General features: G+C 40.9%; 24 protein-coding genes and 2 pseudogenes. 20 read left to right on the plus strand and 6 right to left on the minus strand.

What is annotated here, in order from left to right:
- Nucleotide 1: 1 nt before the first annotated feature.
- Both E2R51_RS00670 and E2R51_RS00675 read right to left on the minus strand, forming a co-directional pair.
- Nucleotides 2–658, minus strand: a complete 657-nt coding sequence (locus E2R51_RS00670) for a rhamnogalacturonan acetylesterase (RefSeq protein WP_133375063.1) — start codon at nucleotides 656–658, stop codon at nucleotides 2–4.
- A gap of 22 nt (nucleotides 659–680) precedes the next feature.
- Nucleotides 681–1,658 (minus strand): LacI family DNA-binding transcriptional regulator, encoded by a 978-nt coding sequence (locus tag E2R51_RS00675; protein ID WP_133375065.1) that lies wholly within the window; start codon nucleotides 1,656–1,658, stop codon nucleotides 681–683.
- A gap of 259 nt (nucleotides 1,659–1,917) precedes the next feature.
- Between E2R51_RS00675 and E2R51_RS00680 the strand changes: the two genes are divergently transcribed.
- The 8 genes and pseudogenes from E2R51_RS00680 to E2R51_RS19945 all read left to right on the plus strand — a co-directional run.
- Complete coding sequence (locus E2R51_RS00680) at nucleotides 1,918–3,414, plus strand: UxaA family hydrolase (RefSeq protein ID WP_133375068.1); 1,497 nt, start codon at nucleotides 1,918–1,920, stop codon at nucleotides 3,412–3,414.
- A 17-nt stretch (nucleotides 3,415–3,431) separates the two neighbouring features.
- Nucleotides 3,432–4,946, plus strand: coding sequence for a tagaturonate reductase (locus E2R51_RS00685; protein ID WP_133375069.1), 1,515 nt, complete (start codon nucleotides 3,432–3,434; stop codon nucleotides 4,944–4,946).
- Between the two features lie 45 nt (nucleotides 4,947–4,991).
- Complete coding sequence (gene kduD / locus E2R51_RS00690; protein ID WP_133375072.1) at nucleotides 4,992–5,747, plus strand: 2-dehydro-3-deoxy-D-gluconate 5-dehydrogenase KduD; 756 nt, start codon at nucleotides 4,992–4,994, stop codon at nucleotides 5,745–5,747.
- A 19-nt stretch (nucleotides 5,748–5,766) separates the two neighbouring features.
- Entirely contained in the window at nucleotides 5,767–6,600 is an 834-nt protein-coding gene (kduI, locus tag E2R51_RS00695) for a 5-dehydro-4-deoxy-D-glucuronate isomerase (RefSeq protein WP_133375074.1), read from the plus strand.
- Between the two features lie 89 nt (nucleotides 6,601–6,689).
- Complete coding sequence (locus E2R51_RS00700) at nucleotides 6,690–7,694, plus strand: dienelactone hydrolase family protein (RefSeq protein WP_133375077.1); 1,005 nt, start codon at nucleotides 6,690–6,692, stop codon at nucleotides 7,692–7,694.
- 32 nt (nucleotides 7,695–7,726) lie between these two features.
- Nucleotides 7,727–8,668: pseudogene (locus E2R51_RS00705) on the plus strand (sugar kinase); the annotation flags it as partial.
- A gap of 30 nt (nucleotides 8,669–8,698) precedes the next feature.
- On the plus strand, nucleotides 8,699–9,319 hold the full coding sequence (locus tag E2R51_RS00710; RefSeq protein WP_133375082.1) for a bifunctional 4-hydroxy-2-oxoglutarate aldolase/2-dehydro-3-deoxy-phosphogluconate aldolase: 621 nt from the start codon (nucleotides 8,699–8,701) through the stop codon (nucleotides 9,317–9,319).
- Between the two features lie 232 nt (nucleotides 9,320–9,551).
- Nucleotides 9,552–9,826: pseudogene (locus tag E2R51_RS19945) on the plus strand (transposase); the annotation flags it as partial.
- Between the two features lie 214 nt (nucleotides 9,827–10,040).
- On the opposite strand, the gene E2R51_RS00715 reads toward E2R51_RS19945, so the two are convergent.
- Nucleotides 10,041–10,352 (minus strand): hypothetical protein, encoded by a 312-nt coding sequence (locus tag E2R51_RS00715; RefSeq protein WP_133375084.1) that lies wholly within the window; start codon nucleotides 10,350–10,352, stop codon nucleotides 10,041–10,043.
- Between the two features lie 183 nt (nucleotides 10,353–10,535).
- On the opposite strand from E2R51_RS00715, the gene E2R51_RS00720 reads away from it, so the two are divergent.
- A complete protein-coding gene (locus E2R51_RS00720; RefSeq protein ID WP_133375086.1) occupies nucleotides 10,536–11,609 on the plus strand; it encodes a M42 family metallopeptidase in 1,074 nt (357 codons plus the stop codon).
- Entirely contained in the window at nucleotides 11,569–12,141 is a 573-nt protein-coding gene (locus E2R51_RS00725) for a DUF84 family protein (RefSeq protein WP_306462108.1), read from the plus strand. Before E2R51_RS00720 ends, E2R51_RS00725 begins: the two co-directional genes overlap by 41 nt.
- A 24-nt stretch (nucleotides 12,142–12,165) precedes the next feature.
- Here the strand turns inward: E2R51_RS00725 and E2R51_RS00730 are convergent, their stop codons facing one another.
- Nucleotides 12,166–12,807 carry an alpha/beta hydrolase gene (locus E2R51_RS00730; protein WP_133375088.1) on the minus strand — a complete coding sequence of 214 codons (642 nt, stop codon included), beginning with the start codon at nucleotides 12,805–12,807 and terminating at the stop codon, nucleotides 12,166–12,168.
- A gap of 69 nt (nucleotides 12,808–12,876) precedes the next feature.
- Nucleotides 12,877–13,317 carry a YtoQ family protein gene (locus tag E2R51_RS00735; protein WP_133375090.1) on the minus strand — a complete coding sequence of 147 codons (441 nt, stop codon included), beginning with the start codon at nucleotides 13,315–13,317 and terminating at the stop codon, nucleotides 12,877–12,879.
- Between the two features lie 150 nt (nucleotides 13,318–13,467).
- Here E2R51_RS00735 and E2R51_RS00740 point away from each other — a divergent pair, with 150 nt between their 5' ends.
- Complete coding sequence (locus E2R51_RS00740; RefSeq protein WP_133375093.1) at nucleotides 13,468–13,983, plus strand: hypothetical protein; 516 nt, start codon at nucleotides 13,468–13,470, stop codon at nucleotides 13,981–13,983.
- Between the two features lie 117 nt (nucleotides 13,984–14,100).
- Here E2R51_RS00740 and E2R51_RS00745 read toward each other — a convergent pair whose 3' ends face one another.
- Nucleotides 14,101–15,138: a serine hydrolase domain-containing protein gene (locus E2R51_RS00745; RefSeq protein ID WP_133375095.1), complete on the minus strand. Its 1,038-nt coding sequence runs from the start codon at nucleotides 15,136–15,138 to the stop codon at nucleotides 14,101–14,103.
- Nucleotides 15,139–15,334: 196 nt separating this feature from the next.
- Between E2R51_RS00745 and E2R51_RS00750 the strand changes: the two genes are divergently transcribed.
- From E2R51_RS00750 to E2R51_RS00790, 9 genes are all read left to right on the plus strand, one after another.
- Nucleotides 15,335–15,694, plus strand: coding sequence for an avidin-fold protein (locus E2R51_RS00750; RefSeq protein WP_205703297.1), 360 nt, complete (start codon nucleotides 15,335–15,337; stop codon nucleotides 15,692–15,694).
- 131 nt (nucleotides 15,695–15,825) lie between these two features.
- Nucleotides 15,826–16,863, plus strand: coding sequence for a PTS sugar transporter subunit IIC (locus tag E2R51_RS00755; protein ID WP_133375097.1), 1,038 nt, complete (start codon nucleotides 15,826–15,828; stop codon nucleotides 16,861–16,863).
- A 2-nt stretch (nucleotides 16,864–16,865) separates the two neighbouring features.
- The gene (locus tag E2R51_RS00760) at nucleotides 16,866–17,183 is read left to right on the plus strand and encodes a thioredoxin family protein (protein WP_133375099.1); all 318 of its coding nucleotides are present in this window, start codon (nucleotides 16,866–16,868) and stop codon (nucleotides 17,181–17,183) included.
- A gap of 136 nt (nucleotides 17,184–17,319) precedes the next feature.
- A complete protein-coding gene (locus E2R51_RS00765) occupies nucleotides 17,320–18,129 on the plus strand; it encodes a DUF1444 domain-containing protein (RefSeq protein WP_240732931.1) in 810 nt (269 codons plus the stop codon).
- A gap of 13 nt (nucleotides 18,130–18,142) precedes the next feature.
- Nucleotides 18,143–18,751 (plus strand): YtpR family tRNA-binding protein, encoded by a 609-nt coding sequence (ytpR, locus tag E2R51_RS00770; protein WP_133375101.1) that lies wholly within the window; start codon nucleotides 18,143–18,145, stop codon nucleotides 18,749–18,751.
- A 252-nt stretch (nucleotides 18,752–19,003) separates the two neighbouring features.
- Nucleotides 19,004–21,757, plus strand: coding sequence for a DNA translocase FtsK (locus tag E2R51_RS00775; protein ID WP_133375103.1), 2,754 nt, complete (start codon nucleotides 19,004–19,006; stop codon nucleotides 21,755–21,757).
- Nucleotides 21,758–21,911: 154 nt separating this feature from the next.
- Nucleotides 21,912–23,219 (plus strand): UDP-N-acetylmuramate--L-alanine ligase, encoded by a 1,308-nt coding sequence (gene murC, locus E2R51_RS00780; protein ID WP_133375105.1) that lies wholly within the window; start codon nucleotides 21,912–21,914, stop codon nucleotides 23,217–23,219.
- Nucleotides 23,220–23,424: 205 nt separating this feature from the next.
- Complete coding sequence (locus tag E2R51_RS00785; RefSeq protein WP_133375107.1) at nucleotides 23,425–23,910, plus strand: DUF948 domain-containing protein; 486 nt, start codon at nucleotides 23,425–23,427, stop codon at nucleotides 23,908–23,910.
- A gap of 38 nt (nucleotides 23,911–23,948) precedes the next feature.
- Entirely contained in the window at nucleotides 23,949–24,434 is a 486-nt protein-coding gene (locus E2R51_RS00790; protein WP_133375109.1) for a YtxH domain-containing protein, read from the plus strand.
- Nucleotides 24,435–24,490 lie beyond the last annotated feature (56 nt).

The raw sequence follows: 24,490 nt of genomic DNA on the forward strand, positions 1-24,490 counted from the left end.
TTTAAAAAGTAAATAGCGTAGATAATTCTTGAACAACCAGATTTGCAATAGCGGCTGCACCTTTTTCATTAAAATGAGTGTTATCTTGTACTCCTTCTGGGTAATTGGAGTGCTGATGGGGAGGCAGCCACATAAAAAGATCTTTGGATTTTTCCTCCCCAAGAGTTTGTAATAGATTTGCACTTAACATTGTTAAATCTATGAATGGGACAGACAGTTCTTCAGCAGCTTCTTTCATTGCCTTCGGATAATCTCCATGAGTGGAAAGTAACTGTCCTTTTTGATCAAAGTTTCTTCTCGCAACGGGTGATAAAAGAATAGGAGTCGATTTCTTGTCAGTTGCAGCTTCAATGTAATGAGATAAATTCTCTTTGTAACTTGTAAAAGGATCTGTGTGACGGTCCGGATCTATTTTCTGATCGTTATGGCCGAATTGAATGAGCAGATAATCACCTTGGGAAAGTTCATCTTTTATGTGTGACAGTCTACCTTCATCGATAAAGCTTTTTGAACTGCGGCCATTCATTGCGGCATTTACAACTCTGATATCAGGTGGTAGCAGCGGCTGAAGCATCATTCCCCAGCCGGCTTGTGGAGCAAAATCTGAATGATAATCAGCCATTGTGGAATCCCCTGCTAAAAAGACAGTTGCAGTCATGAGGACAGCCTCCTTTTATTCGTTAAATGGGTTTGCAGGATTTTGATACCTGCAGCTCGGGTTCTAAGTAAATAACATTCTCAGAAATGCTGTTATCTATCACATCCATTAAAACATCAGCCAGTTTTTCAGTGATCTTTTCTAAAGGTACACCGACCGTAGAGATGGGAACATCAAGATCATATGATTCAGGGATATTGTCGTAGCTGATTAAAGAAAGGTCAGCAGGGACCGAAAGATTTTGTTCATGAAGAGCCCGCAGAATCCCCTTCGTTAAGTCATGACTGGCGCTGATGATAGCAGTGGGCTTGCCGGGTTTGCTTAAAAGTTCTTTTGCAGCACTGTAACCATCATATTGCTCAAGTCCTGAAACGTGGATGACCTGATCTTCATACGTTTCCAGTCCGAGCTGATTTATGGCCAGTTTAAAGCCTTTTTCTTTCTCCAGCTGCATACAATCCTCCTCATCTATGGCTCCGATATAGCTGATTTTTCTATGACCGATCGACTGCAAATATTCAGCAGCAAGAAAAATTGCTTTTTTCCGCTGAACATCAACCGTAGGGGATACTGTAGCTGAATGAGCAATCCCGTAAGTAACTAGCGGAACAGTAGAAGCGTGATTTTGTTCTGAACAGCCGTCATTAAATACTAAAATCGCATCCACCTGATAGCGATTAAAGACATTAACTGCGAATTCCATTTCATTAATGGAAATTAAACTCGTATAAGATAACTGTTCAAGCTGTTTATTCATACTGGTGATTAAAGAAGCGTGAGCAACACGTTCGATGGTTGGCCATACAATCCCGATCGTATGAGATTTCTTAGAGACAAGACTTCTTGCAGCTGCATTGGGCTGATACCCAAGCTTACTGGCGATTTCTGTAATATGTTTTTTTGTTGGTTCTTTTACGAGCGGACTGTCTCTAAGTGCTTTTGAAACAGTCGAATAACTGACACCGGCGGCTTTAGCCACATCTTTAATTGTAACGCCCATAGGGTCCTCCTTTTTTACCGTTGGCTAATTAACATTCATTTTTGATAAATGCACAGATACAGCTAACTAAACAGATCGATTAATTTTAAAAAACTATCTGATAGATAGATAATTCTTCATGTAATGAATCTATTATACCTCATATTAATTTCGAATTTTCAATTAACTTCTCATACTTTCATTGACAGATGAAAAGTTTCACACTATTATAATAACAACGTTGTTATTTTGAATCAACTATTTTTATAGGAGGTTAAAAATGAGTACATCAACCATAGCCATCCATGAACGGGATAATGTAATCATTGCCCTTAGAGACTTTGAAGCAGGTGAAACACTAACCGGTGGACAAGATGGAGATATTACGTTGAACGAAGCGGTTCCTGCCGGTCACAAAATAGCGATAAAAGCCATTAATGAAAATGAAAACGTTATCAAATTTGGTTATCCAATTGGACATGCCTCTGTTTCAATCCAACAAGGGGACTGGGTGCATACTCAAAATGTCTCTACAAATCTTAGTGGAACATTGGACTATCAATATGAACCTACTAAAGACAAAGTGATCAATCAGAATTCTTCTTTAACTTTCAATGGTTACGTAAGAAAAAATGGCGATGTCGGTATTCGAAACGAGATCTGGATCATTAATACGGTTGGATGTATCAATAAAACAGCTGAGATCGTAGCCAAGATGGCAAATGAACAATATAAGGATGAGCATTTGGATGGCGTTTTCAGTTTTTCACATTTATTTGGTTGCTCTCAGCTCGGTGATGATCTCCATAATACGCAAAAAATTCTAAGCAATCTGGTTCACCATCCTAACGCTGCCGGCATTCTTGTGATGGGCTTAGGGTGTGAGAATAATTATATTGAAGAGTTCAAGAAAGTGATTGGAGAGTATGATCCTGAACGGGTTAAGTTCATTGAAGTCCAGGATACAGATGATGAAATTGAAGAATCGATGAAATTAATGGAACAGCTTGCAACCTATGCGAAGACATTTAAGCGGGAACCGGTACCGATTTCAAAGCTGAAAGTTGGTTTGAAGTGTGGAGGGTCTGATGGCTTTTCAGGGATAACCGGAAATCCACTTGTCGGTGCTTTTTCAGACAAACTGATTGTAAATGGAGGTTCCACTGTGCTGACAGAGGTGCCTGAGATGTTTGGAGCTGAAACCATCTTAATGGGCCGTGCTAAGGATGTACCGACCTTCCAAAAAATCGTTGATCTTGTTAATGATTTTAAAGAATATTTCCTAAGACACAATCAAAATGTCTACGAAAACCCTTCGCCAGGAAATAAAAAAGGCGGAATTACTACGCTGGAAGAAAAATCACTTGGCAACGTGCAAAAGGGAGGATTTGGCGAAGTTGTGGATGTGCTTCCCTATGGAGCCCGAATGTCCTCTGGCGGCCTGAATCTTCTTCAGGGGCCTGGGAACGATTTAGTATCCGTGACAGCACTGGCCGCTTCAGGTGCCCATATCGTTCTTTTTACAACAGGCAGGGGAACTCCTTTTGGGGGTCCTGTTCCGACGGTGAAAATTTCTACCAATTCAGCGCTCGCTGCTAAGAAAAAGAACTGGATCGATTTCAACGCGGGAGCCCTTATCGAAGGTAAGGATAAAGAAGAATTAACGGAAGAGTTCTTTGAGTACATTCTTGAAGTTGCTTCCGGTGAAAAGAGAACAAATAATGAGAAATTTGGTTTTAGAGAAATTTCAATTTTCAAAGATGGTGTGATTCTTTAATAAAGGGGGTTATAAACATGGTACTTTTATCAAAATCACAATACCCTGCATCAGGTGAATCCTTTGATCATTTACCCGAAAAAGTTCTCCAAATTGGTGAAGGAAACTTTTTAAGAGGATTTATCGACTGGATGATTCAGCAAATGAATAAGCAGCAGCTTTTTAACGGGTCCGTGGTTGCGGTTCAGCCGACTCCTCATGGCAGGGTACTGCCGAAATTAAATGCTCAAGATTGGCTTTATACAACAGTGCTGAGAGGCATGCAGGAGGGAGAGATTGTTGATCAAAGTGAAATCATTACTTCGATAAAAAGAGGAATCAACCCTTATTCAGATTGGAATGAGATCCTAAAAACCGCAGCATCAGAGGATTTGGAGGTCGTCGTTTCCAATACAACAGAAGCGGGGATCACGTATCTTCAGGAAGACTACAGCGAGAGCGAGTCTCCGCTATCTTATCCAGGCAAGCTGGCCGCTTTGCTTTATCACCGTTATCGAGCTTTCAATGGTGATAAGGATGCGGGACTTATCATTTTGCCGTGTGAGTTAATCGAAGAAAACGGAAAAAAACTGAAATACATTGTGAAACGGGTAGCGGAGGATTGGAAGTTCCCGCAGGAATTTATAAACTGGCTGGATGCTTATAACATTTTTTGTGACACCTTAGTCGATCGAATTGTGACCGGCTTCCCTAAGGATTCCTATGAAGAATTCACCAGCCGTCTGGGATACGAAGATCAATTGATAACAGTGGGTGAACCGTACCATATGTTTGCCATTGATGGAGATGAGAGGGTGCAGGAAAAGCTGCCGTTTCACAAGGCAGGGTTAAATGTGAAATGGGGGGACATCGAGCAATACCGTGAAATGAAAGTGCGCCTGTTAAATGGTCCTCATACCTTAATGTCTTCGGTAGGTTTCTTGGCAGGTGCCAATACAGTGCTTGATGTGATGGAAGACAAACTGCTTAGTGAGTTCACAGAGCAGGGATTTCGCGAAATCAATCCCGCCGTTATGATGGAACAGGATGAGAAACAGGCATTTATCAATTCGGTAAAAGAACGGTTTTTAAATCCCTACAATAAGCATTACTTAGCTGATATCAGCATGAATTCAATATACAAGTTTAAATCAAGATTGGTTCCAACATTAAAACGCTATGTTGACCGAAATGAAACGCTTCCTCAGGCAATCGTGTTTTCACTTGCTGCGCTTTTGGTATTTTACCGGCCGATACGCAGGGATGATAAAGGGATTATTGGGATACGTAATGGTGAAGAATATGCTACAAGAGAAAATGACGAAGTAGTTGAAGCGCTGGCGACAAACTGGTCTGATTATGACGAGGGAAAAATAACGTTGGCGGAGCTAGTCTTTACGATACTGCAGAATCGAGCGATATGGGATGAGGACTTAAATGAAATCAATCAGTTAAATCCCTCTGTCACTGAATATTTAAATGAGATTTTATCAAACGGAACCAAGGCGAGTTTACAAAAGATGCTTGATAGTGCTCCTTCCAAAACGCGGTGAACTTGAACGGAAAGGGCAGGAATTCTTTAAAGGAGGTCAGGTTTAATGGATGGATTATTTTCACTACAAGGTAAAATCGCGCTTGTTACAGGAGCGAGTCGCGGGTTAGGTCAGGGGATTGCCATTGGTTTGGCTGAAGCTGGAGCAGAGGTAATCGGTGTAGGAACACGCTCATTAGAGGATACAAAAGAAAAGGTGGAAGCAGCGGGCGGAGTTTTTCATGAAATCATTAAAGATCTGTCAAAAACTGGAGCCGCTGCGGAGCTTGGAAAAGAAGCCATTGAGCTGACAGGACGGGTAGACATCCTGTTGAATAATGCAGGGATTATTCGAAGGTCTGATTTAGAAGATTTTTCTGATGAGGATTGGATGGAAGTGATACAAGTCAATCAGCATGCGGTGTTTCAATTAAGCAGAGAAATTGGCAAGCATATGCTCTCAAATGGATCAGGAAAAATCATCAATATCGCCTCTATGCTTTCTTATCAGGGCGGGTTAAAGGTTCCTGCTTATACAGCCAGTAAACATGCTGTTGCAGGACTGACAAAATCGTTTGCGAATGAATGGGGCAGCAGAGGCATTAACGTAAACGCCATTGCACCTGGATATATGGCGACAGATAACACTGCCCCGATCCGTGATAACCCGGAACGAAACGACTATATTACATCAAGGATTCCTCAAGGAAGATGGGGAACACCGGAAGATTTAAAAGGCGCCGCTATTTTCTTAGCTTCAGATGCATCAAACTATGTAAATGGTCACATCCTTTGTGTGGACGGTGGCTGGATGAGTTCTTAAATTGAGAGGAGAATGACAAATGGAAATCAGATACGCAACCAACCCAACAGATTTTAAACAATATGATACAGATCGTATTCAAAAGGAATTTCTAGTAGAGAATCTATTTTCAGAAGGCGAAATTAATTTAGTGTACTCGCATTACGACCGTTTAATTACCGGAGGTGCTGTACCTACTGGTGAAGCCTTAAAGCTTGAAGAAAAGGAACTGTTAAAAACCGATTATTTTCTGGAAAGACGAGAAGTCGGTGTGATTAATATTGCTGAAGGAGAAGGGAAAGTGACAGTAGACGGAGAAGAGCATGTACTGAATAAGCGTGACTGCCTTTACGTAGGACTTGGCAATAAAGAAGTAACATTTGAAAGCGTAGATAACAGCAACCCTGCGCGCTTTTACATTGTATCGGCAACTGCCCACAAGCATTATCCAACAAAAAAGCTCCCTATTGAGGAAGCGACTCCAAACCATATGGGGGCTGACAGTGGATCAAATAAACGGACAATCTATCAATATATTCATGGAGGCGGGATTCAAAGCTGTCAGCTAATGATGGGAATGACTCTGCTTGCTCCAAACAATATGTGGAATACAATGCCACCTCATGTTCACGATCGCCGTATGGAAGCTTATTTGTATTTTGATATGGACCAGGACTCACGTGTAATTCACTTTATGGGTCAGCCAAATGAGACTCGCCATATCATTATGAAAAATGAACAAGTCGTACTTTCACCACCTTGGTCGATTCATTCAGGTGTTGGAACAAATAACTATACATTTATCTGGGCGATGGCCGGTGAAAATTATACCTTTACTGACATGGAGCATGTGAAAATGGACGATTTACGATAAATATAAAATCCGGTTCGCATTGTGTGAATCGGATTATTGAAAATCAGATTATATTAATTTATTAAATTTAGCAAAGGAAAGGGTGGACTATGAATCTATCACCGGATCAATATTTTCAATTTCTCTATGAACGCGCCCTCGATCAGCAGCCATCTGAGTGTTTTCATTCTCAACGTCAAAAAGTGAAAGAGGGATTAATTGAGGCTTTGGGTGATTTTTCTGAATTACATGATTTTACCCCTTCTTTGTCGTGGAATAGTGTGGAAAAGGTTGAGGAAGAGGAATATGTACGAGAGCTCGTACATATTCAAACGGCTCCCCATCTCAAAGCGCCTGTGTACATATTGACCCCGAAATCACATGAAGAGTCTTTTCCTGCGGTTCTGGCTATTCCGGGTCATGGACAGGGACATAAAGAAGCGGCAGGGCTGGTTAATGGAGGATCAGATTTTGCGGTACAGCTGGTTAAAAAGGGACTTAAAGTATTTGTACCTGAATTACTTGGTGTTGGCAGCCGTTTATTGGGACAGGACGTAAAAGAAGGCAGGGAGAAATCGTGTGATGCCATGTCAACCAGTCTGATAATGGTAGGGAAAACGTTAGCCGGTTTACGGTACATGGAAATGGTTACACTGCTTGATCGAATCCAGTTGTGCCGTGATGTAAAAGCAAATCACATTGGGATATTTGGATTTTCTGGAGGGGCTTTTATCGCTGCCATTACTGCAGCACTAGATGCGAGAATAAAAGCCGTAACATTGTGCGGATTTATGAATACCTTTCAGGGCAGTATTCTTTCTATGCCACATTGTCTGGATAACTATCTTCCGGGTATTTTGAAAACAGCAGAATTACCAAATATGATTGGATTAATCGCACCAAGGCCACTGTTTGTAGAGTCAGGGAAGAATGATCCGATTTTTCCTTTTGCTACTGCGAAAGAGGGGCTATCGGATGTAGAGCAAGTTTACCGTCAGCTCAAATCAGAACAAAACCTTGCTTACGTTTTTCATGAGGGAGGCCATGAAATTGATGGAAGCAGCTGTTTTGAGTGGCTCAAAGATCAGCTGATCAAGGATAAAATAAAAACATAAGCAAATAAGCAGAGGAGGGGAAATGAAGAACTGACGTTGTAACGCTTGGAGAAAGCATGGTGTTATTTACACCTGATACATCAGGACCACTGCGTTATGTAGGTGGGTTTCATAAGACAATTGGAGGGGCCGAATCGAATGTTGCGATCGCTTTGACCAGACTGGGACATAATGCTGGCTGGATCAGTAAGCTCGGTCAGGATGAATTCGGCTTATTTGTGCGAAATTTCATTCGCGGTGAAGGAGTGGATACCGCTCAGGTAACATTTGATGATCAGCACCAGACTGCGGTATTTTTTAAAGAATTAAATGCAAATGCCGATCCGGAAATTTACTACTATCGCAAGCATTCAGCAGCCAGTATGATGACACCGGCTGATTTAAATGAAGATTATATTAAACAAGCAAAATTTCTTCACTTAACGGGTATCACACCAGCCTTAAGTCAATCCTGCCGTGAAACTCTTTTTAGATCAATCGAGATTGCTAGAGAAGGAAATCAAACAATTGTCTTTGACCCTAATGTGAGGTTAAAGCTCTGGTCAAAAAAAGAAGCTGCTGAAACATTGCGTAAGATTTCCTATCAAAGTGATATTGTTCTTCCAGGTATTGAGGAAGGCGAGTTGATGACAGGAGAAACCAGACCGGAAGCGATCGCCCAACACCTGCTGGACAAAGGGGTTCAGGTGGTAGTTGTTAAGCTTGGAGAAAATGGAGCTTATTACGCGACTCAAAACGAAAGCAAACTGGTAGCAGGGTATGAAGTAAAATCAATTGTCGATACGGTAGGTGCCGGAGACGGTTTCGCAGCAGGCTTTTTATCTGGCTTGCTTCGCGGGTGGAACTATGAAAAATCTGTTCAGCTAGGAAACCGTGTGGGAGCATTTGCTTTGACTGTTTCAGGTGATGCAGAAGGATATCCTTATTGGGATCAAATTAACCCTGACAATGAACAGCACGTCATTTTAAGATAGGCTGTCCACTAGACAGAAGGGAGTATATACATGATTGTAGAAAAACTATCGACTCTATCGGTAATTCCGGTACTTCGAAACATTCCTTATAAAAAAAGTAAGGATATCGTGCAGGCGTTACTGGATGGAGGAATTCATGCAGTAGAAGTTACGATGGAATCAGATCGGGCAGAAGCGATCATTCGTGAATCAGCAGACCAGTTTGGTGATCAAATGCTTATAGGGGCAGGAACGGTACTTTCAGTTGATGATTGCAAAAGGGCAATAGAGGCAGGAGCTCAGTTTATCGTATCTCCAGCTCTTGATGAAGAAGTTGTGACCTATGCAGTGGAACAAGGTGTGCCTGTTATTCCGGGAGTGTTTACCCCTAGCGAAATACTTCGGGCTGTTCAGCTTGGAGCTGCTATGGTAAAACTGTTTCCTGCTTCTGTCCTTGGACCAGGTTTCATTACAGATGTAAAAGGTCCACTCGGCCATATAGAGATTATGGCTACAGGCGGCATTACGATGGAATCAGCTAAATCCTATATTGAAGCAGGAGCTATAGCGGTGGGAGCTGGCGGAGCGTTGCTGCGAAAAGATTTAATCTCAGAGAATGACTGGTTAGGACTGGCTGATGAGGCGCGGAAATGGATGGAGAGCGTGAAGTAATACAAGAGTGATTAATGGCAGCCTTTGTCTACTTTTTAAAGATGCTGGGACAAAACCAATGAATAAATGAAAAGAGTCGTTGAGAAGACGCAGCCTTCTCACGGACTCTTTTTTATCGTTAAGAAAGATTCTTATACAAAAATAAGGACAACCTCTGATAAAATTAGAGTTACCACAACAATAACCATCGGAGGTGTCCTTTAAAGATTGTAATATGAATCAGATTGTTTTGCCCCTTCGAGCGAATTGTACAAAAGCGAAAGAAGGGAATCATCGAAAGATCTTGCATAATGTGAACTGGGGACAACAAAAAGTGTTGATTCGAGCACTGCTTTCAAGCAAAAACAGGTGAAATTTACGTAAAGAGAAAAATTGATGTAGACCCAGTTTCGAATTTTCTGAAGGCTAATATAGGTTTTACACGCTTTTCCCTGAGGGAAAGAGCGTGTGAAATATGAAATGGGCTTCGCGTTAATGGCAGTGAACTTAAGAAAATTGGTTGCCTCAGTTGCTAAAATAGCCTAAGTAATGGTGAAAATTAAAAGGCTCTGAGCATCTTTTGAAATGATCAGAGCCTTTTAATTTTGTTTTCGATTAGGTTTTGTTCCAGCCTCTTTTTACTTTTTGGTTTTGTTAAACGTGACTGTTGATTGGAGCACGAAGGAATTCGCTTTCCGCGGTGCAGGAGACTCACACCTTCAGCTTCAATCATCGTAAATTTTCATATTTTGTAAATATCCATGACCGTACCGGTTTTAGCATCCGCGATAAACTCAAATTGCTCAAGATTATTTCCCTGTTGGCGAGAGATGCCGCCTTTATACACCTGGTTTTTTACGGAAAGGATCTCATGTTCCTCAGGCTTCATTTGAATCCATGAGCCATCAATGGAGCCGTCTTGTTTAAATTGATCTTTCACATCCTTCAACACTTTGTCAGCTGATACGGATGCTGTCCGGGCAGTGCCTTGACTGATGGCAATCCCTGCTGCCAATCCGACAAAAGCTCCTACTGTAACATCTTTCCAATTCATTGATATTCACCTCCGAAGTGCTCAAACTAATTTTAGTATACCGAAATTCATTCTGTAAATCATCTCTATTATCCCCCCTCACTGTTTTATTCTAAACGGTGGCAAGTCGATAGAAAGTTCTGTAAAATGAAAAGTGAAGATGGATGTACTACATATGCAAGTGATGAGAGGGGACATAATTACGTGAATCAAGATACACTATCCTTATTTAAAACGTTAACAGAGCTGCCTGGAGCACCGGGAAATGAGCATGCTGTGAGGGCATTTATGAAGAAAGAGCTCGCCAGCTATTCCGATGAGATTGTTCAAGATGGCCTTGGAAGCATCTTCGGACTGAAGAAAGCCGACCAGGATGCTCCTGTGATAATGGCAGCAGGCCATATGGATGAGGTAGGCTTTATGGTTACGGATATTACGAAAAATGGCATGATTCGTTTTCAAACACTCGGAGGCTGGTGGAGTCAGGTACTCCTTGCACAACGCGTGGAGGTTATAACAAATGGAGAACCGATTGTAGGTGTTATTGGTTCAATTCCGCCACATTTATTAAGTGAGGGAAATCGCTCAAAGCCGATGGATATAAAGAATATGCTGATTGATGTTGGGGCGGATGATCGAAAAGATGCTGAATCGATGGGTATTCGACCAGGTCAGCAGATTGTGCCAATTTGTCCGTTTACACCGATGGCCAACAACAAAAAAATTCTGGCAAAGGCATGGGATAACCGCTATGGATGCGGCCTGTCAATTGAGCTCCTAAAAGAGCTTAAGGACGTTAATCTGGGCAGTACTTTATACAGCGGTGCCACTGTTCAGGAGGAAGTGGGATTAAGAGGTGCTCAAACTGCAGCCAATCTGATTAAGCCAGATCTTTTCTTTGCAATGGATGCCAGTCCGGCAAATGACATGAGCGGAGATAAGAAGGAGTTTGGTCAGTTAGGGAAAGGAACACTTTTGCGAATTCTCGATCGCAGTATGGTAACGCATCGAGGTCTGCGGGAATTCATTTTAGATACGGCGGAAACAAACAAAATTCCATATCAGTACTTTGTATCACAGGGCGGAACCGATGCCGGCCGTGTTCATATGTCCAATGAAGGTGTACCGAGTGCTGTAATTGGCATTTGTTCTCGCTACATTCATACGCATGCATCAATGATTCATATTGATGATTATGCAGCAGCAAAAGAACTTCTGGTGAAGCTGGTAAAATCATGTGATCGTTCAACAATTGAATCGATCCGGCAGCAATCGTAAGACAATGATTATTGCTATAGGGACAGAAAATAAAGCAAAGCTTTCAGCAGTTGAACAGGCTTTTAAGCATTTGGCTGCTTATTCATCAATAAAATTTGAAGGCATATCCGCTCCGTCACTAGTTTCAGAACAGCCTTTTGATGACGAGGAAACCCTTTTGGGGGCTATTAATCGGGCTTCTTTTGCACAACAATCGATTAATGCTTCAATTGGAATTGGACTGGAAGGCGGAGTGGTCGAAACCTCAAATGGATTATACATCTGTAACTGGGGCGCCCTTTGCGACCCATTGCTTCCTGAACCAATTACTGCAGGAGGAGCCAGACTTCGCCTGCCTGATCAAGTAGCTGAACAGCTTAGAGAGGGCCGCGAACTGGGACCTGTTATGGAGGAATTTAGTCAAAAGAAAGAAATACGCCAGCGTGAGGGTGCAGTTGGCCTATTTACCAATGAGCGCGTAACCCGGGCTGCGATGTTTTCGCACATCGTCACCCTGCTCATCGGTCAATGGGAGTATAAAAGGACTAACTAAAAAGCGCAGCAGCCGCTGCGCTTTTTAAAATTCTTCGATCGTCTTCATGATCGTTTTCAAGATATTAATAGACTCTCCTACGCTTTGCTCAATTTCCAGGCTGTGATTGGCATTGTGAAATAAGCGGGAAGCAATAGATGGGTTGTCCTTAATTCGGCTGTAACGGTCTTTTATGTAACATCGGTCGTTGTCTCCGATAAAGCATAAACCCTTTTGTTTACTTGTAACCATCGCATCAAATACATCATCTCTTTGCAGCAGCGGTGTTAACCAGATGGTTTTTGCATCGATAAATTCCTGCCTCTTAATTTCAGCGCTCATAGCGATTGTGCCTAGTGACTTGCCAATCAGACAATACTGTTCATAGCTTTTGGCTGCTATTGTTTTTTCAATCACCGTTTCGCAGTCATGTTTAATCGCTTCGCTAAGCTCTTCCATTGTAAAGCTCTTATAGGCATTATGATTATATTGATAGTTTACGTGCAGTACATCATACGATTGAGATAAAAAGATTCCTGTTGAGTAATGGAGGAGCGGGCCTTGAACGGTATATCCCTGGCCGGGAAAAATAATCGCCAGTTTGCTGGACGTTTCTCCGTTGCTTATCAAGGAATAGGGCACAGACAGATTATGATAGCCAGTAATACAATCAGCAGTGAATTTCACATCGTTCCCCGCTTTCTTTCTGATTTAAGATAGCAGAAGCAATGAAATCGCTGCTTCCAAAAGTGTTTTCTACTCCAAGATATAGGAGATTGCTTGCAAGGCCTGCATAGGGGTTTCTACTGTGACCGTTGCTTTTCGTGACAGCTCCTTCAATGCATGATGAAGTTTTTCAGGTCTGATCAAAATAAGCGGTTTGTTTAAAGTTAAAGCAGCACTTGCATCCATTGCGGTATTCCATTGCTTGTATTGTTCGCCAAATAGTGCGATAACGACATCTGATTTACTCATCAAAACCTGTGTCCGAAGATTATTAAATGCTGAAGCAGCATCATCTTTTAAAATGGCATTAGGCTGTTTACCTAAAATTTCTTCGCCAATATTGTCAGAACGCTCATGGTTTTCCATGGGTCCGACAAAATGGAGGGGATAGTTCAGCTCGATCGCCTGATTTTGAAGCTGGTTACGCCAATTACTATGTATTTCGCCAGCTAAATAAATGGTTAATTCCATAAATAATTCCTCCCCATATATAAATTACTATCTAGTATATCATGTTCAGATTGTTGCTAAAAATTGTCTGCTTAAAAAGGGTTGTCAAAATCCAATGGGTACAGGTATCATGTTTAACGAATGCTCTTTCACATTTAGGAGGAAAGAATCATGAAGAAAGCTAGTTTACTTGCAGCATTTCTTATCTTGTCTGCATTTCTGTTTGCCTGCAGTGCTTCCATCGAAGATGAAAAGAAAAAAACGTTGGAAGATGTAGAACATATTTTTAACGAAGAAGCCAAAAAAACAAATGAAGAAACAGATGAAATCTCATTTCGATTGCCTTTTACTGCATCAGTTGCAGAGGAATCTGAACATAATGTAATTATAGAACGCAGTAATAATACATTTGTTTTATTTCATCACCGGAATGATGAAGCCGGGAATGATGTTATTTACAACATGACTACCGGAAGTACAGAAGAGCCCTGGCTTGTTAACGAAACCTTTGAAGAAGAGGGCCGATTTGGTTATGTACTGCTTCGTCAAGTAGATGAGGAACAAGTGGAAATTGTAACAGGCATTAATGATGTCAAGATGACGACTGTGTCGGAAGTGAAGGATGTTTCCAGCAATGCCAAATGGATGATGGAAACCGTTCGTTCCGCTAAATGGAACAAAGAATAAGAATGCTTTTTTCAAGGAACTTCACTCGTGGGGTTCTTTTTTTTAGAGCTGAAAGTCTCATGGTCGTTGATTTCTGTAATAGTAAATCCCTAATGATCTCATTACTAATACTGTCGGTTAAAATAGATAATTCGTATAGATTTCACCGATCAGCCCTTTTAATTGATGAACCCCAGAGTCGGTATTTGTCATGATAACTAAACCCTTTTCCAGGTTTGGATAAGCTGCCAACATACATTGAAAACCTATGCCCCACCCAAGTGATGAAATTTCAATTCCTTTTTCATTCTTATCCAGAAAAACGCCCAGTCCGGTCCACTCCTTACAGCCTTGGGAGACAATCATTTCATTTGCATTCTTTGCTGAAAGGTTAAGCTTGCTGTTCCCTTTTAAAGAATTCATTAACTCAATAAGTAGAAGAGCTAAATCAGAGGGGGTGGTCCATAGACCTGAAGCTGCAGGATATGGATAAAAAGGGTACTTACCGTCTGCTAATTCTCCATGCCTGTTATGTCCACATGAAAATTTTTGCCTGGCTGATGCTGAAGCTGGAAGTTCGAATGTGCTGTTTTTCATTTTTAAATGCTGAAATACCTCTTCATTCATTACTTGCTGAAATGGTTTTTCCATCACATCTTCTATTAAAAGCTGTATAATGCAAAAACCTGCATCCGAATAGTGAAATTCGCTCCCGGGTTTATAACTGACCTTAACAGGTTCCTCACAATAGGGCGTTTTTCCGTGTAATAAGCTTGTCATGTCGGGAGCTCCTGTGATCGAATTGAACACAAAAAAACTTCCTTCTGGATCAATTACACCGGACTGATGACTCAGTAGATGTCTAAGGGTAACTTTTTTATCTTTATTTAGTTCATTATATGGAACTTTCCATGATAAAAGTTTCTGATTAATATCTTCGTCTAAATCAAGAATACTTCGTTCGGACAATGTCAAAACCAATATCGATGTTAGAAATTTACTGATTGAACAAGCATTGAAAACCGAATTGCGTGTCACCCGATTATCCGTTCCTGCTTCAAGTAAGCCGAACCATTCTGCACTTTTCATGGTACCGTCATCAATTTCAGCAATGCTTAATCCAGTTACATTATAATGTTTCATACGCCTATAAAAGTTAAAATTTTCTGTTCTCATCATTTTCCCCCTCAGCATGTAGTAATACATACAATCATATCCTATCAAACTGCTTATTTCACTAGAATGATCCATCGGAACGACGCTATAGTAATCGAAAATAGACTTACTCCTAAAGGTATTCTTGTAAAAAGCACTTGAATATAGAATGGCAGAACCATAAACTAATTGAAACGACTGAAATGGAGGAATCTGTATGATTCATTATGATGGGAGAATTTTTATAGCAAAATCCAATTCGCAAAACGGAGAAGTATCTTCCGACACCTGCTTTTATTATAAACAACAAAATAATATTCTGAGCGCCCATTATAGGGGAGGAGAGATTCTTGAAGGTAGTCTGATCGGACTGGTCCATGAAGATGGATCACTTGTATTTCGGTATAATCACATAAATAAATTAAACGAATTAAGAGGTGGAGAATGCCGCTCAACTCCGGAATTGCTGGCTGATGGAAGAATCAGACTCCATGAAAACTGGAAATGGCACGATCAGGAAAAAACTGAAGGCACATCGATGATTGAAGAAGTATTGAATGATCCTTTTGTCGTATAGGGATGTTTTACTTTTACATAAGCCATCTGAGAAAATGAACTCCTGTTTTATTAAACTCGCAATCTCTTCTTTACTTTTAAAACAAGTGTCTTTACACTAGTAATGTTATAAGGATAAGGGAGGATCATGGGATGAAATGGTTAAAGAAAAAGGGAATCCAGCCATCTCTTAAGGTTTATTTAATTGATGGTCTTAGCTATATGGCTTTGGGTCTTTTCGGTTCACTCATTATAGGGTTGATCATCAAAACACTTGGTGAACAGATAAACAATTACGTTACTGATGTTTTTTGGGGAGATTTCCTGATTGATATGGGTACCCTCGCTATGTCGCTAATGGGTCCTGCCATAGGTGTTGCTGTTGCTTACGGCTTAAAGGCGCCGCCCCTGGTTCTTTTCGCAGCTGCGGTCACAGGAGCAGCGGGAGCATCACTAGGCGGTCCGGCAGGAGCATACCTGGCAGCAGTAGTTTCTACAGAAGCAGGGAAAATAGTCAGTCAATCAACTAAAATCGATATTATTGTCACCCCTTTTGTAACAATTTTCACAGGATTCTCCATTGCTGCTTTGGCAGGTCCTGAAATCGCTCAATTTATGACAACCTTTGGTTCCTGGATTGAATGGTCTACGGAGCAGCGTCCGATTGTGATGGGAATGCTGGTAGCTGGTCTGATGGGAATCGCCTTAACTGCACCGATTTCAAGTTTGGCAATTGCACTCATGCTTGATTTAACTGGTATTGCTGCAGGAGCTGCAACAATTGGCTGCAGTGCCCAAATGGTCGGTTTTGCAGTAGCCAGCTATCGTGAAAATAAGTTCAGCGGCCTAATCGCTCAAGGAATAGGGACATCTATGCTTCAGGTGCCAAATATCATTCGAAATCCATTTATTTTATTGCCGCCTACAATTGCAGGAATGCTCCTGGCGCCGATCGGGACGACTATTTGGCTGATGGAAAATAATGCACCGGGTGCAGGCATGGGAACAAGTGGACTGGTTGGTCAAATTATGACATTTCAAACAATGGGATTCACAATCGATGTGATGGTTAAAGTAGCCCTTTTGCATATTATTGGACCAATATTCATCACACTGTTACTATCTTCTTATATGAGGAAGATCGGCCTGATTAAAGATGGTCAGATGAAGATACATACTGGAGGTAATTAAACGTGAAAAAACTGGAATCTGTTGAACAATTTAATGAGTTTAAAAAGAATGGGAATCATGTATTTATGTTTTCTGCTGATTGGTGTCCCGATTGCCGCGTTATTGATCCAATTCTGCCTAATGTAGAAAAGTCTTATCCAAATTTCACATTTGTTTATGTGGACCGCGATCAGTTTATTGATCAATGCATTGAATTGGACGTATTTGGCATACCAAGTTTTGTTGCTTTTAAAGATGGGGAAGAAACGGGCCGCTTTGTCAGTAAGGATCGTAAAACTCAGGAAGAGATTGAAGCTTTTTTGTCAAAATTGCCTGCATAAAAGAAAGAACTTTAAGAAATTAGAACGAAAATTGAAGACCTGCCCCGTTAGAAGGATTTCTTTCTTTAGGGTCAGGTTATTTTCATGTACAATAGACTTTGAGATAAATTAGGTGCTCCTAGTTAGGAGGAAAAAAATGAGTAAAAAGATGGACTCAATAAAAATGAAACGATTACTTGAAGAACGCTTGATGCATGAGGATCGTCTGATAACCTATGATCGCGAAAAAGATCAGATGCGAATTGAAAATAAACAAACCGGTAAAGGAATTGAAGTATCCGTTCCCAGTGTGATCGGCAAGTGGAATGAGAAAAAAGATGAAGCAATTGATGAAGTTGTTTATTATGTTGAGGAAGCTTTATCGGTAATGGGCAAGGAGACAACGGTTGAATCCGCGGAAAAGCAAGTGTTACCCGTGATTCGTTCAACTTCTTTTCCAACGGAGGCTTCAGAAGGAGTTCCGTTTATTTTTGATGAACATACGGCAGAAACACGAATCTTTTATGCAGTTGACCTTGGCACAACTTATCGGCTGATCGACGAACAATTTCTTTCAAAGCAGGGCTGGACTAAGAATCAAATAAAAGAGATGGCGCTTTTTAATGTCCGCTCGCTGCCCACTTCATTAAAAAAAGATGAAGTAGCAGGCAATGTATTCTATTTTATGAACACAAACGATGGCTATGATGCAAGCCGCGTTTTAAATGACTCCTTCTTAAAAGAAATGGCTGGTAAAATCGAAGGCGAAATGACTGTCGCCGTTCCTCACCAGGACGTATTAATAATTGGGGATATGAGAAACGAAACTGGATATGACGTTTTAGCTCAAATGGCAATGGCCTTTTTTGCGAATGGTCATGTTCCGATTACAGCACTTTCATTTATCTATGAAGAAGGCGAATTGGAACCGGTATTTATATTAGGGAAAAATAAAAGAAGAGAATAAGGAGAACAGACATATGAATGTTTTTTACAATCGCAATGGTATTGGAGATGTACTGCTAATTACACTGGAATCAGTTCCATCTGATCAGCGCACTTTCGAACGAAAAGAAGATGTAGCTAAAATTATGAACAGTGAAACCGGCAAGGCAGTTGGTTATAATCTATTTAATGCTTCTTCCCATTTTCCTGCAGATCAAAATGGAGCTGTGGAAATGAATGATGAAAAACTTTCTGTGATTAATGCCATTCTGAAGAAAAATGGATTTAATGAAGAAATTACAGCTGATTTTTCCCCTAAATTTGTTGTTGGATACGTGCAATCAAAGCAAAAGCATCCAAACGCAGATAAGTTAAATATTTGCCAGGTAATAGTTGGAGAAGAAACCTTGCAGATTGTATGCGGTGCACCGAATGTAGACGCCGGTCAAAAGGTCGTTGTGGCGAAAGTTGGTGCTGTTATGCCGAGCGGATTGGTCATTAAAGACGCTGAATTAAGGGGTGTACCATCAAGCGGTATGATTTGTTCAGCAAAGGAGTTAGATTTAAAAGACGCTCCTCAAGAAAAAGGAATCTTAGTTCTTGAAGATTCGTACGAAGCTGGACAACCTTTCCCGCTGTCATAAGCCATGGGTGCCTGAACGGCTGCTCTGTTTGTTTTCCTATACAGGTTAGGGAGATAAATGGAGCAGCTTTTGTTTTAATTAATATTTTTACATATGATTCAGTTTACATATTACAAAGGATAGTAAACTGCTACATCTTTCATTTGTTTTACGGCAGCACTCTCAGCCGTTTTACCCAATTCCATGTTTTGGCTCGAAATTAAGAAAAAAACTGATAGAATGAAGGGGAACTTAAAGAAATGAGTGATATAGATGAGTTGGATTAAAAAAGTTTTAGCATTATTGCAGCAGGAAGAAAATCAGGCTGCAACAAAAAGAATTGCGCCAAAAAAAATAAAATTGCCTCAATCAGCTAAAAAGGAAATCGACACAAAAATGGTGTATCAGTACCCAAAAGGGTCATTTCGTTTTCCGCTGATCCCGGATGGTCGACAGGAACGTCAAAATCAAGATAAGAAAGAAAAGACGGGCAAGCGTCCGCAATTCTCGAATCGAAATACTGAATATGACTATCAATATGATCCGGCTAAAGTGGTGAAAAAGGATTCGGAAAAAAAATTCACACCGACAGAGATTCCATCACCTTTGTATGGATATCCCAAAAAAGCTAAACAGCAGAAACCTCAAGAAATTGAGTTTGAACTGCCGGCATCTAAAAAGCAGGGAATAGCTCCTGGTGTGTCAATCGATAAGAACCCTGATGCCCATAAGGAAGCCGAAAATCGCTTGCAGGAAAGTGAAAATAGAAGTGAAGAAAGAGCAAAAGCAGAAACGGCTTCATCAAGCGAGTCAGTTATCCATCTTGACCAGTGGTCCAAGCAGGCGAAATTGAAAGAGCAAACCCAGCTCAGAGAAAAAACACCTGAATGGAAACCGGTTGTGCTCAATAACAAATCACGGTCTGAAGACTATAAAGAGCATTCACACCGAATACCTGAAACTAAAGCAGAAGAAAAACGTACGTATGATGAGGAAGATAATGAAAAGGTAAAGAAACAAAAAGAGAACCATGCACCCATTATCAAGCAAAACAATTCAGAGATCGAAGTCAATTCTATCGAGCCGGATAGCGAAAAGAACATCGAATCCGGAGTGGACAGTCAAGGTTTACATCCAGAGGAAACCGGATTGACCGACGGGGACATGACCTTGAAACCGTTTGAAGAACCTGTTGTTTTAAATGAGGAAAAAGATATTGAAGCCGAAGAGGACAAGTCTAATCAGAATAGCAGCACTGAAGGGGCGTCACATACTTATGATCATAAGAGTTCAGACGAATCGGTTCAGGAGCCGGAGGCTGTAAAAGAAAATAAACAGCCTGTCCAGCCTGTAAAAAAACAAAAGAAAGCTGGTCATTTACCATTTAATGTGATGATGCTTAAGCAGGATAAACGAAAAATGTCAGATCGATCAAGACCTGTACAAAGTGTCAGAGACCATGGTTCCGCACCATCATCACAACGGGAGCAAAAAAACCCAATCAACATTAGTGACACAGAATCAGAAAAAAAAGAAACAGATGAAGCGGTTGTTCTTCCAAAAGCTGCTCTTGAAGCAACAGAAACCGAAAGCAGCCTGCCTTATTATGCGTTTCCATCAATGAACCTTCTTATGCCGCCTGTACACGCTGAAGTAGACCAGGAATGGCTGGATCAACAGGCAGAGCTTTTAGATGAAACGCTGTTTTCGTTTAATGTGAATGCAAAAGTAAAACATGTGACTCAAGGCCCTTCGGTCACACGGTTTGAATTGTTTCCAGAAAAAGGTGTGAAGGTAAGTAAAATAACCAGTTTAACGGATGACATAAAATTAAGTCTCGCTGCCCGTGATATCCGAATGGAAGCCCCAATACCGGGAAAAATGGCTATTGGCATAGAAATACCAAACCCTTCCAGCAGACCGGTTGCATTAAAAGAAATTTTGGACCACAAAGCGTTTAAGGAATCGACCGCTACACTTCCGATTGCACTTGGCCTTGATATAGAGGGACAGCCCGTAGTAACCGATATCGGGAAAATGCCTCACGGATTAATTGCAGGTGCTACAGGATCCGGGAAAAGTGTGTGTATTAACTCCATATTGGTCAGTTTGCTTTACCATTCATCACCTGAAGACCTGAGGCTTTTACTGATTGATCCTAAAATGGTAGAATTGGCGCCTTATAATCATATCCCCCATTTGGTCAGTCCGGTCATAACAGATGTAAAAGCTGCTACAGCAGCGCTTAAGTGGGCGGTTGAAGAAATGGAAAGACGTTACCAGCTATTTGCCCATGCCGGTGTAAGGGATATTGGCCGCTACAATCAAAAAGCGAAGGAAGCCCGTCAATTTAATCAAAAGCTGCCTTATTTAGTGATTGTTATTGATGAATTGGCGGACTTAATGATGATGTCCCCAGCCGATGTAGAGGAAGCAATATGCCGGATTGCTCAAAAAGCCAGAGCATGCGGAATTCATTTATTAATTGCAACACAACGCCCGTCTGTAGACGTTATAACGGGGCTAATTAAGGCCAACGTACCTACACGGGTAGCGTTTTCCGTGAGTTCACAGGTTGATTCGCGGACCATTATCGATACGTCTGGTGCAGACAGGCTTTTAGGCAAAGGAGATATGCTGTTTTTAGGTAACGGAGCGTCTAAACCGGTCCGTCTTCAGGGAACATTCGTATCGGATGATGAAATAGATGCAGTTGTTGCGCATGTACGCAGGGAAAGAGAAGTTAATTATCTTTTCCATCAGGAAGAATTATTAGCTAAAGTAGAGGTACAGGACGAGGAAGACGAATTATTAATGGATGCATGTCAATTGGTAGTGAATCAGGGAGGAGCATCCACCTCTATGCTGCAGCGCCAATTCAGAATCGGCTATAACAGGGCTGCAAGGCTGATCGATTTAATGGAAAAGCAGGGCTGGATCTCAGAGGCTAAAGGCAGCAAGCCGAGAGATGTACTGATGACAAGTGAGGATTTGCAGACCCTGCAGGACACGGGGACTAGCCAGTAAGTAGACCATCTGCACGGTGATTATAGGGCCCTGGTTTGTTGAAATGAAAAATCGTGGTATAATAAAAAAATATGCGTTTTTAAGAATATGATTACACACCATCTTCTGCTTTTCATATACTGGAAACAGGCAGAGGGTCGTTGGAGGTTCAATTATGACAAGTTATCATTTTGTAGGAATAAAAGGCTCAGGAATGAGTCCTCTAGCTCAAATTTTACATGATATGAATTATCATGTTCAGGGCTCTGACATAGAAAAATACTTTTTTACTCAAGCCCCTCTTGAGCAAAGAGGCATTTCAGTGCTGCCATTTGACAAAAACAATATTAAGCCAGGGATGACGGTTATTGCAGGAAATGCTTATCCCGATGAACATGAAGAGATTGCAGAAGCAAAAAATCAAGGTCTTGAAGTTATCCGTTATCACAAATATCTTGGGGACTTTATGAAAAACTATATTTCGATTGGGGTTTCCGGTGCCCATGGCAAAACTTCTACAACCGGTTTGCTGTCCCATGTTATGCAGGGTGGGGCACCAACTTCATTCTTAATCGGAGACGGTACGGGTAAAGGGATGGAAGACAGCAAATATTTTGTATTCGAAGCTTGTGAATACAGACGCCATTTCCTTTCTTATTCACCGGACTATATGATCATGACCAATATAGATTTTGATCATCCTGATTATTTTGCAGATGTGGATGATGTATTCTCAGCTTTTCAGGAAATGGCCATGCAAGTAAATAAAGCCATTATTGCCTGTGGGGATGATGAACAGCTTCAAAAAATGCAGGCAAATGTACCTGTGCTGTTTTATGGATTTAATGAAGAAAATGATTTCCAGGCTCGTAATATTGAGACTTCTCCTGAAGGCACGTCTTTTGACGTCCTGGTACGCAATGAATATTACGGCTCGTTCTCCATTCCAATGTTTGGAGACCACACGATTATGAATGCTTTATCAGTTATTGCGCTTTGCCACTATGAAGGATTTGATACCGAAGTTGTCCAGGCTCAATTAAAAACTTTTACTGGTGTTAAAAGACGCTTTACCGAAAAAAAGGTACAAAACCAGGTGTTAATAGATGATTACGCACATCATCCAACTGAAATCAGAGCAACGCTTGATTCAGCTTCAAAAAAATACCCTGACCGTGAGATTGTGGCAATTTTTCAGCCTCATACCTTCACCAGAACACAAACATTTTTAGATGAATTTGCTGACTGCCTGAAAAAAGCAGATCATGTTTATCTATGTGATATTTTTGGCTCAGCCCGTGAAAATCACGGAAAACTGACGATACAGGACCTTCAAAAGAAAATTGAGGATGCCACCCTGTTAAGTGCCGAAGATCCATCCCGGCTTTCACGTCATTCCGATGCCGTATTAATTTTTATGGGAGCGGGAGATATACAAAAATTTCAGGAGTCTTATGAACATTGGCTATTAGCTAAAAGTTAATAAGCAAGGAGCTGCCGGGAAATGGCAGCTCTTTTTTTTAATTCAGCTGAAATCAACACCAAATGTTAACAAAGCCTTAATTTTAGAAAAATATTGTAATAATAAGAAGGATTTCGATAAACATAAACAGAAATTAACATAAAGCACTACGTTTAGTAGATAATAAGCTAGGGTAAAACAAATATGAAAGAGAGGAGATGTTTAAATGGAAATTCTACTTTACATTAGTGCTGCACTTGCAGCTGTTGGATTCTTAATCTTATGTATCAGTCTTGCGGTTACATTATTCGCAATGAAGAAAACGCTTGATAACATTGCCGGCACAGTAGGCGGGCTGGAGAGCCAGCTTGACGGAGTTACGAGGGAAACAGCAGATTTATTACATAAAACGAACGGTCTTGCAGAGGATATACAGGACAAGTCGCTTAAATTAAATTCTGTTGTGGATGCTGTAAAGGGAGTTGGAACCAACGTTCAGCAACTCAATAATTCCATTGGGAAAATCACTCATTCTGTTAGCCGCTCTGTAGAAAATAACGAAGACAAGATTGCACAGGTTGTTCAATGGAGCAATGTAGCAATGGAAATTCGTAACAAGTGGAAAACAAAAAAACCAAAGGAAACAAACTATTCTACAGATTATCCAGAACCGCAGCGGGCTTTGCCGCCAGTGGATCAACAAAGACCTTAATTTAAGTTCAGATTGCATTATAACAAGGAGGAATTAAGATGACACAATTCGAAAAACCAACAGCTCACAAAGAAGAAAAAGAAACAAATTCCAAAGATTTTGTTGTAGGCGCATTAATTGGCGGAGCAATTGGAGCGGCTACAGCGCTTTTCCTGGCTCCTAAATCAGGTACAGAATTGCGTCAGGACCTTAATACTCAAACAAATCTTTTAAAAGAGCGCTCATCTGAGTGGAAAGACCAGGCAGTAACAAAGGGAAATGAACTGGCTGCTACTGCTAAAGAAAAATCAGCAGGAATAACGCAAACTGTACAGTCGCAGTCAAATGCAATTGTAGAGAAGGTAAAATCGTTAAAAGGAAATTCTTCAGAATCGAGTGAAGAGAGTTCAGATAATATCAACTCGGATCTTACAAAGTTTTCAAATGAGTCTAACCAAAATCCGGCTCCATCAGTTACACCTGTTGATCCGTTGACACCGAATACTTCAACTGATCCAATTGGTTCGTCTGATAAAAAACTTTAAGGACTGTCTGAAAGAACGATGAAGATTTTCTTCATCGTTTTTTCTTCGAATTGCAT

Source organism: Jeotgalibacillus sp. S-D1 (genome assembly GCF_004358665.1).
In the GTDB taxonomy this organism is placed as follows: domain Bacteria; phylum Bacillota; class Bacilli; order Bacillales; family Jeotgalibacillaceae; genus Jeotgalibacillus.